The organism is Photobacterium makurazakiensis (genome assembly GCF_050336715.1).
Lineage (GTDB): Bacteria > Pseudomonadota > Gammaproteobacteria > Enterobacterales > Vibrionaceae > Photobacterium > Photobacterium makurazakiensis.
On record NZ_JAKJSJ010000019.1, the window covers coordinates 55600 to 68671 of the forward strand.

General features: G+C 45.0%; 7 protein-coding genes. 1 reads left to right on the top strand and 6 read right to left on the bottom strand.

Annotated elements, in window-relative coordinates:
* Nucleotides 1–20: 20 nt before the first annotated feature.
* From L4D09_RS09685 to sodB, 3 genes are all read right to left on the bottom strand, one after another.
* Nucleotides 21–3113, bottom strand: a complete 3093-nt coding sequence (locus L4D09_RS09685; RefSeq protein WP_428457300.1) for an efflux RND transporter permease subunit — start codon at nt 3111–3113, stop codon at nt 21–23.
* The gene (locus tag L4D09_RS09690) at nt 3113–4186 is read right to left on the bottom strand and encodes an efflux RND transporter periplasmic adaptor subunit (protein WP_428457301.1); all 1074 of its coding nucleotides are present in this window, start codon (nt 4184–4186) and stop codon (nt 3113–3115) included. The genes L4D09_RS09685 and L4D09_RS09690 overlap by 1 nt, the downstream gene beginning before the upstream one ends.
* A gap of 290 nt (nt 4187–4476) precedes the next feature.
* The gene (gene sodB / locus L4D09_RS09695; protein WP_428457302.1) at nt 4477–5061 is read right to left on the bottom strand and encodes a superoxide dismutase [Fe]; all 585 of its coding nucleotides are present in this window, start codon (nt 5059–5061) and stop codon (nt 4477–4479) included.
* Between the two features lie 408 nt (nt 5062–5469).
* On the opposite strand from sodB, the gene L4D09_RS09700 reads away from it, so the two are divergent.
* Nucleotides 5470–5811, top strand: coding sequence for a Grx4 family monothiol glutaredoxin (locus tag L4D09_RS09700; RefSeq protein ID WP_428457303.1), 342 nt, complete (start codon nt 5470–5472; stop codon nt 5809–5811).
* Between the two features lie 132 nt (nt 5812–5943).
* On the opposite strand, the gene L4D09_RS09705 is transcribed toward L4D09_RS09700, so the two are convergent.
* The 3 genes from L4D09_RS09705 to L4D09_RS09715 all read right to left on the bottom strand — a co-directional run bounded on the left by L4D09_RS09705 (nt 5944) and on the right by L4D09_RS09715 (nt 13010).
* Entirely contained in the window at nt 5944–10134 is a 4191-nt protein-coding gene (locus L4D09_RS09705; RefSeq protein WP_428457304.1) for a transporter substrate-binding domain-containing protein, read from the bottom strand.
* 48 nt (nt 10135–10182) lie between these two features.
* The gene (locus tag L4D09_RS09710; protein ID WP_428457305.1) at nt 10183–11517 is read right to left on the bottom strand and encodes a response regulator; all 1335 of its coding nucleotides are present in this window, start codon (nt 11515–11517) and stop codon (nt 10183–10185) included.
* Between the two features lie 170 nt (nt 11518–11687).
* On the bottom strand, nt 11688–13010 hold the full coding sequence (locus L4D09_RS09715) for a Na+/H+ antiporter family protein (RefSeq protein WP_428457306.1): 1323 nt from the start codon (nt 13008–13010) through the stop codon (nt 11688–11690).
* Nucleotides 13011–13072: the final 62 nt, after the last annotated feature.

The window sequence follows — 13072 nt, forward strand, 5'->3', positions numbered from 1 at the left end:
TTGGCTGTAATCAAATAAGCTTAAGCGACAGGTTGTGCCTGTTTGTCGCCGCGACTCAAGACACCCCGCAGTTTATCCTTTAACTGGTCCATTGCCACATAGGCGACGGGTACCACGAACAGTGAGAAGAAGGTTCCTGCAACTAATCCTCCGACCAAGACTAAACCGATGTTAACTCGTCCTAGAGATCCGGGGCCAGACGCGAAGGCCAGTGGCAGCGCACCTAAAATCATTGTTAATGATGTCATCAGGATAGGGCGTAATCGAGAACGCGCACTTTCAACGGCAGCATTGAGTGCTGGCATTCCCTGCCTACGTTGTTCATTGGCAAACTCAACCAGCAAAATCCCATGCTTAGTCACTAAACCGACCAATGTAAGTAAGCCAATTTTTGAGTAGATATTCATGCTCTGGCCAAATACCGATAGCGTCAATAATGCACCGACAATACACAGTGGTACGGTAAGCATAATCACCAGTGGATCGATAAAGCTTTCAAATTGGGCTGCAAGGATCAGGTAAACAAAAATTAGTGCCAACAGGAACAGTATTTGAGTACCTGCTTGTGAATCATTAAGTACTTTTACGGTACCGTTATAGGCATAGCCTTGTGCATCGCTAAGTAGTGGTGGTAACTGTTGATCAATGAAAACTTTGACATCACTAGCCGTATAGCCAGGCATTAAATCTGCCGTTATTTCGGCATTATCCCGCCCCATGTAAGTCTTAAAGCTCGATTCTGCCGTGGTTTGTTCAATAGAGACAAATTGTGACAGTGGCAGGCTCTGACCTGATTCCGAGCTGACGTAGAGTTTGTCTAAAACATTAAAGTTACCGAGATCCTGACGGTTGACCTGTACCTGAATGGGATAGGTGAAGCCGTCTTCGGCCTGCAGGTCTGCCGCTTTTACCGAGCCAAGAAAGGTCGATAATGCGTCGGTGACATCGCTGTAGCTCACACCCGATAAGACAATGGCATTGCGGTCAATGGTCAGATCATAAGTGATCTGATCGCGTACTGTAGAGTTCTTTACATTGGTTAAACCGGGGTATTCGTCGAACAGTTTAGCGGCAGCTTCAGCACTGGCTGCTAGTTCTTTAGTGTTGCGATCGACTGTTGTCAGTTCAAGGATCAGGTTGTTATCGATATTCAGGCTATCGGCTGAGCGAACAGAAAATGACATATCATAAGCAGAGACTGTGCTACTCGCTTTGTTGATTAAGTCGGTGATCACCTCGTCGGCAGTTTGGGTTCGCTCGCCCCAAGGTTTTAGTAGTACGTGATTGGTTGGCGTACCTTCGATATAAGAGAGGTTTGCTTCTATCGCCTCATTATCTGCCATCACACTGTTCAGCTCTGCATTGTGAGTGAGGTGGTATTGGCGTCCGACACCAGTTGGTGCGGTTGATGTGACATCAATAAAGCCCGAATCTTCGGTTGGTAGCAAGACCTGCGGCATGTGGACAAAAGCAAAACCCGATGCACCCAGCAGAACAAATGCGATGCCAGCCATTACAGCTTTGCGGTTAAACCATTTATTTAGCTCGCGGCTATAAGCATCGGCCAGGCGGTTGAGTTGATGATCAACATGCGAGAACCAACGCGGCTTGTGGCTTGCAGGCTTGATCAAATAAGCACTCATCATTGGAGAGAGTGTTAGGGCGACGATGCCAGAGATGATTACCGCAGCGGCAAGGGTAAAGGCAAACTGGCGGAATAGATCCGCGGTTAAGCCTGACATTAGGCCGATTGGCAAATAGACGACGGCCAGTGTCAGGGTCATGGCAATGACTGGGAATACAATCTCTTTACTGCCTTTTAACGCGGCATTAAAAGGTGTTTCGCCATTTTCGATATGGCGGTAGCAGTTTTCGACGACCACAATGGCATCGTCGACCACTAAGCCAATCGCTAAAATAATGGCAAGGATAGTGAGTACATTGATGCTGAATCCGAGCCATGCCATTACAGCAAAGACTCCGATCACACAAACCGGAATAGTAATGATGGGAATTGATGCCACCCGGAATGAACCAAGGAACAGCATAACGACAATCGAGACTAAGACGATGGCTTCAACCAATGTGGCGAAGCCCTCATCAATGGCTGATTTTATGAAATCGGCCTGATTGTAGACCATCTTCATTTCAATGCCATCGGGTAGCTTGGTCTGCATGGTTTCAATTGCCGCTTTGACCCGATCGGCCACAACAACAGGGTTTTCTGTTTTTAGTGGCAAGACCTGTAGTGACATCGCTTGATCACCACTTACCGATAGTAGGCTAGGGTTAAGGCTTTCTTCCCCCATAATGACGTTAGCGATGTCTTTCACTCGAATGACTTGCCCGTTATCGACACGGATCACCAAGTCGCTGACCTTATTGATATTATCGACTTGGTTGACAGGGTTAATGGAAAAATCACGGGCTTCGCCGACAATGGTGCCAGCAGTAAAGCTGCTGTTATAAGTGCTTAATGTGCCAACGACATCGGCGGCTTTGATATTCAGTGCTTTCATGCGCTCCGGCTTTAGCCATACACGCACTGCTTTGGCTGAACCACCATAAGGCCCCCATACCCCACCCACACCTTGGATATGACGGAACTGCGGCACCAGCTGTTGGCTGATATAGTCATACATAGCTTGCTGTTCAATACCGCCGGTATTGACGAAGGTGATAACATTACTGGCAGCACCGGTATCAGAGGTATTATCTGTTACCGTGGGCTTATCGGTCATGCTCGGGGGAAAGTCGCTGATTCCCTCGACACCGCTGCGCAATTTATTCATCAAGTTGGTGTACTCAATGTCATCGACGTCATCGGTAAAATTGATCTTTAAGGTACAGCTGCCTTCGACGCAATCGGTGGTCATGGTATCAATGCTATCAATACCGGTCGCAGCATCAATGAGCTTGTCTGCCACGTTACGTGACATAAACTCGGCACTTGCGCCTGTGATATTGGCACTAACTGTCGCAGTAGCGGTCTGGTGTTCAGGGAAATACTGAATCGATAGTTTCTGGAATGACAGTAGGCCAAGTAACACAATGGCAATACTGAGCACTGATGCAAAAACGGGATGGCGGATACAAATATCGGGTAAGCGCATTAGCTACCTCCTTCAGTATTCGATGACGGTTCAGCATGCGGGGCTAATACATTCACTGTGCTGTTTTCCGTGAGCTTTTGCTGGCCTGTTGTCACGACCATATCGCCTTTTTTCAGGCCTTTTTGAATAATGACATAGCCATCATTGGTATTGGCACCCAGACTGATACTTTTCCTTTGGGGCTTATTGCCGTCTAGCACCCAGATATAGCGTTGCTCATTGCTTGCGATAACCGCATTTTGTGGGGCGATGAGTTGGCTGTTACTGGTTTTTAGCTGGTGGCGCACGTTGGCAAACATACCGGGTGCTAACGTGAGCTCTGGATTTTCGATACTGGCATGCACCTCAACACGGCCGGAGCTTTCGTCAACCGCAGGGGCTACGTAATCAACTTTGCCTTGGAATTGCTTATCTGGGTAGGCAGATACGCTTACTGTGACGGTTTGCCCTTTACTGGCTTTGCCGAGATCTTCTTGGCTAATGGCATAAGTCACTTTTACCGGGTCAAGTTTATACAGGCTAACGAGCGGGGTTGATGCATCAATATGACTACCAACCGAGTAGGTGAATGTTGTGAGGCGCCCATCAAATGGCGCGACAATGGTGTAATCCTTCAATGTAGCCTGTTTTTGACGAAAGTCAGCAGCAGCTAGGTTTACTTCTTCTTTTAATTCGTCTACATCCTGCGGGGATAGGGCATCAGGCTGCTTTGCGAGTAGGTTTTGCGTTCTGTCCAATTTGGTTTTTGCCAAATTGAGTGAGCTTTGTGCTTTATCGAAATCCGCTTCTGCTTTGGTACTGTCTAAGTTGGCAATAACATCACCGGCTTTGACGGCATCGCCATCATTAAAGTGAATGGCTTGGATTTTCGCACCTGCGCTAAAAGTCAGGTTAGCAGAGTCGAGCGCAGTAATTTTTCCTACTTCTTCGATGTGCTGTGTAATGTTTTTAGTGGTGACAAGTTCGACAGTGACAGGGATCGCAGAAGACTCTGCGATGTCGGCGGCACTGATTACCGGAGCAAAGCAAAGTAAGGTCGTTATAAGCGTTTTGCGAGCTGAAAATTTAGTCATAAGAGCATCTTCTTGCTGAATACTCCCGCTTTTTTACTTCTATTTGTTCAGTAAATTGTCAGGGAAACGTAAATCAACTCTATGAATCTATACGATTTTATATATTTTATAGGTTTTTATGTGTATTAGGGGGGGGATGCGCACAAGGAATAAGTGGCTGCGGACAGGTACTTAGCCGATATGGTTTATGACAGGTAAGAAAAGAGCATAAAAAAACGCCTGCATAATGCAGGCGCTTAGGTCTGGCTTTAACCTCGCTTAAGCAGAGGCTAGGGGGAACCAGTAATAGATTAAGCTGCTAGGTTCTTAGCAACGAATTCCCAGTTTACTAGTGCCCAGAAAGCGTTCATGTAGTCTGGACGAACGTTACGGAAATCGATGTAGTAAGCGTGTTCCCATAGGTCAACAGTTAGAAGCGGAGTAACGCCTTCTTCTGTTAGAGGCGTCGCAGCGTTAGATGTGTTAACGATGTCTAGAGAGCCGTCAGCTTTCTTAACAAGCCAAGTCCAAGAAGAACCAAAGTTGTTGATTGCTGAATCAGTGAATTTTGCTTTGAACTCTTCGAAAGAACCGAAAGACTGAGCGATTGCGTCAGCAACTGCACCAGTAGGCTCGCCGCCAGCGTTAGGGCTTAGGCAGTGCCAGTAGAACGTGTGGTTCCAGATTTGAGCTGCATTGTTGAAAACGCCGCCAGTAGAAGTCTTGATGATTTCTTCAAGAGATTTTTCAGCAAGCTCTGTACCTGCAACTAGACCATTTAGCTTAACAACGTAAGTGTTGTGGTGTTTGCCGTGGTGGTACTCAAGTGTTTCTTGAGAGATATGTGGCTCAAGAGCGTTGATTGCGTAAGGTAGAGCGGGTAGTTCGAATGCCATTGCTCGATTCTCCATTTTAATGAGGGGGCTGGTCCTGAAACATTGCTTCCAATTGGCTTGTTGCCAATTTATTTTTAACTGACTGATACCCATCTTATTCGCTTGGTGGGTATTATCACAGCATTACTATACCCAAGGGTAAGTATGCGAGTTGTGATGTTGGAATCATTTTAGCAAGTTTTTTCTTTATTAAAACCCCCCTAACATAAAAAGGTGCGTGAAAAGGCAGATCATGACGAAAACAATACCCTTATAACTTTTAGGCGTTTTTTTCCGAGGCTCAAGGCAGTAGAATGTGCTTGTGATATTCAACTTATAATACTGAGCATAAAAAGCAGGGCTATGTGTATGATAAATAGTCAGGCAGTAGAATTTGTTTGGTATAAACAAAAGTCGTAAGAGGAAGCTATGGAAACCATCGATAAAATTAAGCAACAGATCTCTGAAAATGCCATTCTGTTGTACATGAAGGGTTCACCAAAACTGCCAAGCTGTGGTTTTTCATCTCAGGCATCTCAAGCTCTAATGGGCTGTGGCGAAAAGTTTGCTTATGTTGATATCCTACAAAACCCGGATATCCGTGCTGAGCTACCAGTTTACGCACAATGGCCAACCTTTCCACAACTTTGGATTGACGGTGAGCTAATTGGTGGCTGTGACATCATCATCGAAATGTTCCAAAAAGGTGAGCTTCAGCCTCTTATCAAAGAAGCTGCATCACGCCGTGACGGTGAAGCTGCTGCTGAATAAGGTTATCTGCGGCGGTTATTGCTGATTTCGGTCGAGTAACTGCGATGATAATTATAGGAACGCCCCGAGTAATTACTTGCTCGGGGCGTTTTTTATGATGGTGATATATTGAAATAAGGAGGTAATAGCCCCTTATAATTGCTTGCTGAGAGTTTGAAGTAAAATAACCGCCTCTGCAGTTGGGGTAAGTTGGTTGTGATTGGCCTGATACTCAATCTGCTCTAGCGGTGCCGCTAATATTTCGCACTCCAGCATCCGTGCTGCTCCTTTCATACGATGGGCAACATCGGCAGCAGATTTTTGATTATTCGTACTGAGTGCTTGTTGAAGTAGCTCGAGATCTTGCTGGTGGTTTATTTTGAATTCATCTATCAAGCTATCAGTCAGCTCTTCATCATCAAAAATACTCATCACTTTATCGCGTTCAAGTACTGAATTGATGGCGTCAACGGTAGTGGCTTGATCATGGTTGGCGTTATCAATTTGTTCATTTTTGAAGAGTGGATCTGATTCTGGTGTCTCGAGCATCATCGATATATCACCAAATAAAGCACCGAAATCGTTGGCTGTGCTTACTTTAGTGATTTCTTCTGTATCCTCAGCTGGCTCGGGTAGCCACTTATTAATGACTTGACGAAGCTTTGTTATAGAAACAGGTTTAATTAAAAAGTCATTCATGCCAACGGCGTAGCAGCGGTTGTCTTCACCTTGTATTGCGTTGGCTGTTAGCGCGATGATAGGCAAGTTACTTAGTGTGTCATTGGTGGCTTCACCTGTTTGGTGGTGCTGGCGAATAGTTGTTGCTAACGTGTATCCATCCATTTCTGGCATATGGCAATCTGACAGCAGTAGCCCATATCGCTTTTCTTTTAGTGCAGCTAAGGCTTCAAGTCCATTACTGACAATATCGGCATGAACGCCAATTTTAACCAGCTGTTTGGCGATGACCTGCTGATTGATAGGGTGATCTTCTGCGACTAAAATGAGGCGTCCGTTACTTTCTGCTTCTTCCTTTGTTTCTGTCAGTATTGGTGAGAATGTCGATGCTTTCGCTATTGCTGTCGCTTCTTTAATTGGCTGTGTCATAACATGAAATAAATTATCGGGAAGTAGTGGGTTAACTGAAATCCACCACTGATTATCGAGAGGCTCTGGGGACAGCATCGGGTTTTGATTAATAATGACGACTTTACAGTTAGCTAAGTCATTTAAGAAGTCGGGAGTTTTTTGCTTAAGCTGCTGCCAAATAGATTGAGCAAAAAAGGCAAAGTCAGGCTGTTGCCGTTTTAAAATATCGCTAATGGCTTGCGGGTTGACTGCCGTCGATAACTCAGGAGTCATATCGTGGTGGCGTAAGTATTGATAGAGCTCTTCTCGTTGAATGAAGTAACCAAATAGCAGCGCACTTTTTTCATTCAGTCGTACTTGTTGACGCAGCGAGGACTGCTGGCTAGTAACCGTTAGAGGTAACGTAACCGCAAAGGTACTGCCTTTGCCTTCCTCGCTGGAGACTGTGATTGTTCCATCCATCTGCTCTACTAGCTTGCGGGCAATGGCCAACCCAAGCCCAGTCCCACCGAACCGACGGCTAGTGCTTTGATCCGCTTGCTCAAAAGGTTTAAATAAGGCTTCTTGTTGCTGTTGTGAGATCCCAATGCCTGTATCTTTCACGCTAAAGCGCACCACTTGTATAGTATGCGTATCGCTTTGATGCGGGATCTTTTGTTGCTGAGTGAGTACATCGACGATCAGTGAGATTGTTCCTTGCTGGGTAAATTTAATCGCGTTATTTAAAAAGTTGTTCAGTATTTGATGTAAACGGATGTCATCAACGAAATGGCTGTGTGCTAACAAGGGATCTTGCCAATAGTGGAAGGCTAGGCTCTTTTGTTGTGCATGTATCGATTGAGGCTGAATGATACGGGCCAAAGTGGTACCTAATTGAACGGTTGTGGGGTTAAGTTCAAGTTTGCCAGCTTCGATTTTCGAAAAGTCCAATACATCATTCACAATGTGGAGCATATTGCGTGCAGACTGAGTTAGTCCACCGTGTAGGCTACGTGTTTCTTCGTTAAGAGGCTGATCAGACATCAATTCAAGTAACCCCATAATACCGCTGATGGGCGTGCGAACCTCATGGCTAATGGTGGCTAGAAATTGTGACTTTGCTGCTGTTGCAATTTCGGCCTTCTGGCGAGCGTCATCTAATGCCTGCTGTTGCTGCTTGAGCAGCGAAATGTCGGTAACGACAGTATTCCAGTAATAGCCATTGTCTTCATGCGGGGTGATCCGACTTTTAAACTGTACCCACATTGGCTGGCCATTATGGCTTTTCATGGCTTGCTCGTGATCCCAATGCCCTTCTTGACAAGCGCTGAGCATACTGTGTTTAAGTGTGGATAAATCATTAATTTTCATCTGGTCAAGTAAAGCGGTCGGTGTATTAAACAGCTGCTCGGCTGAAATGTTGAGTAGCTCGGTAATGCCTGCACTGACAAAGGTAAAATGAAAAGTGAGAGGGTCGGATATAGAAGATTGGACGTGCTGCAACACTATACCATCAAGATTATCAGCTAATTGCTGTAGGCGTTGCTCTGCTCGTTTTGCACGGCGCTCTGCCGTTTTTCGCTGTAAAATCTCTTGCGCCATTTTCCGGTTCCAGCTAATGACACTGATGATAATGATTAATCCAAGTGCTGAAATTAACCCTGCCCATTTAGCGACCGCCATCGGCGCTAAGCCTTCTTGGTAATCAAAGGTGAGCCATTGATGTTCTATGCGGTAGAACTCTTCTTCAGGAATGGCCGCTAATGCTTTATTAATGATATTGAGTAAGATCGGGTGGCGATAATTGACTGCAAACCGTAGTGGTAGCAAGTTTTCTTGCTGTATCTGGCCAATCATTTTGAATTGGCCAATATAGTCACTCTGTAATAATGGGGAGGCGTGGTGTAATGAGGTAAGAACCTGATCTATTTCTTCTTTTTGTAGTGCCTGAAAAGCCGAAACTTGGTTGATGAACGAGACTGGTTCACAGTTTTCACAGACACGCGGCAGAAGCATATCCCCTGCGGTGTTGTTAATGACCCCAACTCGAGTTTTGGTTTTCTGAAAAATATCATTGAATGTGCCACTGGTACGGCCAAATAACACCCACGGTTCTTGAATGTAGGGTGATGAGAAATACATTTGTTGGCTGTCTTCTGGCGTTTCAGCAACAGAAGAAAGCATCATGATATTACCGGCAGCGAATGACTCTCGTAATGCAGAGTACGAGGGGGAGGATTCAATTTTAAATTTAACCCCTAACTCGTAGCTGACTATATTGAGTATGTCGGCGCTGAGGCCCGTATGCCGATTTTGCGGATTGATGTAATCATAGGGGGCCCAGTCTCGATGAATACCAACGGTAATTGAAGGATTAGCATCTAACCAGTTTCTTTCTTCAGCGGTGAGCCTCAGTTGACCATAGTGAGTGAACATGTTCTGTTGGTCGGGCGTTAGCCACTGATTATAAATCGCCTTCATACTATCGCGCTTGATGTCTTCCAAGGCGAAATTTATGCGGCTTAATAACTTATGTTTACCTTTTTGAGTAGCGAAGTGTAAGTGGTTGGTTGGTAATCCCGGTAAGATTGACAGAGATAAATCTTGGTTATTATTTTGTTTAAGTAGGTTCGACAGGACTGCTGCATCACCTATATAACCAAAAGAGGTATTATTTTCAATGGATTTAATCGCAGCGGTGCTATTAGGAACAGAGTGCAGCTGTACTTTAGGTAAAAGTGCTGGCAACAATTCATGTAAGGCAAAGCCTTGTTCAACGGCAATCGCTTTATCATTTAGTTCTTGATAGCGGTTAATTGGCTTGCCTTGTGTGATCACACCACGGCGAATTGAAAAAATGGGCTCGCTGAAAGCCATGAACTTTTGGCGCTCGAACGTTGAAGATACCCCGAGTAATAAATCGAGTTCACCTGCTTTGAAGGCGGTCGTCACGTCTTCATAGGTCGGATAAAACACCAGTTGAAAGTTAAGCTCAGCATGAGCTGATACTTGCTTTAAGACATCAATGAATAAACCACTATAAGCACCGTTATTAACAGCATAACCTTGTGGGGAAATAAGCGCGGAGTCTATTGAGTCGTCGATATAAATATAGGGAGGGAGGCTGAAATAGGGAAGACCGATCTTCAAGACCGATTGTGGTGCATTGTCGTTGACGTTTTTCTGTTGCTCTGGGGCAGCAATAAGCCTGGATGAACAGAGAACAAGCGAGATGAAAATAGTGAGTCTGATAGCTGCTCGAATAGCATGTAGCATGCTTTACATCCTTGTAAAGAAAGAATCTATATTGTTTATTAATGAGTATTAAGCACTCGGTTCAGGTAACGAAATACGCTGTTGAGTTAATTTACTAAGAGCAATCGCCTGCAAACGTTCAAGTGTGAAACTGGTGGGCGACTGGAGATTTCTCATTATTTTTGTTACGTGGTTTATGCTGTCTTGATCACCGAGTTTATGCTGTGCCCAACAGATTAAATAGCCTGTTTCAGTGTCAGATATTTCTTTGTCGAGGATACTAGCTAGTGTCTCTTGTGCTTGTTGTTTCTCATCTAAAAGAAGGTGCCTGATGGCGGAGATTGCCTTCTGTGTTCCTTTGGAGGAAATTTTACTTTTTGGATCTTTGCTTATCCGAGCCCAGGCGGCTTCAAGTTTCCAGTTTTGTAGAGCATTGGGATTATCTGATTGTTTACATGAGAGTAAGTCAGCGAATGCAGCAAGGCCACGGCGACCGGCGTTGTCCCACATCGAGTGGGGGAGTAACAATGCACTTTTTGATAACAATGGTGCTGCTTTTACGATGTCGTGTTCTGAGAGATAAAACCAAGCAAGGCTTAGTGTCTGTTCAATGTTGCTACTCTGGAGTTGGATGTGGCGTTGAATGGTTGGCTCGATGTCTTGCCATTGTTCTGCCATCACACTAATGGTGGCTTTGATGCCAAGTAACCGTACATTAAAGGCATTTTCGTCGATAAGTTGATCGAGCTGCGCAATGGCTTTCTTGTATTGCTGTTGCTCGGCCAGTATTTCGACTTGCTTGATTTTTGCGGGTAGGTAGTCGTGGATTTGCAGCAAGCCCGCGAGCATTGCCTGAGCCTCATCAAATTTCTCTTTTGTGCGTAAAAGGTCGGCAACAAAGAGTATGCCTCCTTTTAGTGCCATGGTATCTGGTGCTTTTGCAAAGAGTGGCTTAACCATAGGAAGTCCACCGTTATTAAACGCCTCTTGGAGTTCTTCACAAAATGTTCTTCTCAGCAGCCCCGATGAGACACGCTTTATAATATCGCCAGAACGAATGGGTTTAATTAGGTAGCCGTCGGGCTCAAGCTGAGAGTAGCCAAAAAATACATCTTGGCTATCGTTGCCTGTAACGATGAAAACCAATACTCGGCTTGAAAGTAACTGTTTGTAATGCAGGTATTCTAAGAGCTGTAGTCCTGTACTACCCGCTCCGAGGTTATGGTCGATAAGTAAAATATCAAATTTACGCTGAGTGCAGGCAGAAATCGCACCTTTTGCATTGGCGGTGCTGACGATATTGTTCATTGGCACGCCAAGTTTCATTAACAGTGCACGTGTGGCGCTTTGAATAATATTACTGTCATCAATGATTAGATATGATGACTGAGTGAGAATTTCCATTAATCATCCCTGAAAAATCTATTTCTTATCAAGTAACTATAGAACAGGGAATCTTTATGTGAATGTTGTTTTATAAGAAGTTGCTGGGGAATGTGAGATAAAAAAATACCAGCCACAATATTGGGCTGGTATTCATGTTGTTACATCGGGTTATGAGAACCTGTCGTCTGCTATAGCACCATTGCGGCTAACCAGCCAAAAGCAATTAGGGGTAGGTTATAGTGCAAGAATGTCGGTACAACGGTTTCCCACACGTGTTCGTGTTGACCATCGGCATTCAAACCCGCTGTTGGACCTAAAGTTGAATCTGATGCTGGTGAACCTGCATCGCCCAACGCAGCAGCAGTACCGACTAATGCAACCGTTGCCAATGGTGAAAAACCAAAAGTAAGGCAAAGTGGTACGTAAATCGTCGCCAAAATTGGAATCGTCGAGAAAGATGAACCAATACCCATGGTAACAAATAGGCCAACGACAAGCATAAGCAGCGCTGCTAATGGCTTGTTATCACCAATGGCATCCGCCAGCGAGCTAACCAGCGTTTCAACACCACCTGTTGCTTTCATTACTGCGGCGAAACCAGCTGCGGCGATCATAATAAAGCCGATCATTGCCATCATGTGTACACCTTTGGTGAACACGTCTTGGGTTTCTTTCCACTTGATGACACCGCCGAAGGTGAACACCATGAAGCCGATCAAACCACCGACAATCATCGAGCCACTATAAAGTTGAGCACCTAAAGCAGCCACGATAGCGACAACGGCGATCTTTACATGCTGCATATTAATCTCAGCATGCTCTGGTTCATTTGCGAGGATCTTTTCTTCTGAGTACTCACGCGGTTTGCGGTAGCTGAAGAATGTGGCAATCAATAAGCCAAAGATCATACCTAACGCAGGAAGAAGCATGGCAAATGGTACTTGAGAAGCAACTACATCTAATCCGTTATCATGTAGGTTCTTCAAAAGAATATTGTTAAGGAATATGCCACCGAAGCCAACTGGCAGAACCATGTATGGGGTGACAAGGCCAAATGTTAGTACACAGGCAACGAGGCGACGATCCAGCTTCAGCTTGGCAAATACATGCAATAGCGGTGGGATTACAATTGGGATAAAGGCAATGTGAACTGGAATTGCGTTCTGAGAAGAAATGGTAAGCAGTAGTAAAATGGACAGAACGGAATATTTTACGCCAGTTGCGGCCGCAGCATTATTGTGACCAGTTATTTTCTTAATCACCTTTTGTGCCAGTACATCGGTGATGCCAGAGCGAGAAATCGCAACAGCAAACGTACCTAGCATTGCATAGCTAAGCGCAGTTGTTGCACCGCCACCAAGGCCACCTTCAAAAGCAGAGACTGTTTCTGCTAATGACATTCCGCCCATCAGGCCACCTAAAATGGCACTGAAGGTAAGCGCTACAACAACATTGACCCGCATTAAAGCGAGTACAAGCATGACGCTTACCGATATTACTATTGGGTTCATAAAACTGAGATCCATCCGTTGTGTTATGTTTTTAAAATACTTGTATTACGTCATTTGATGCA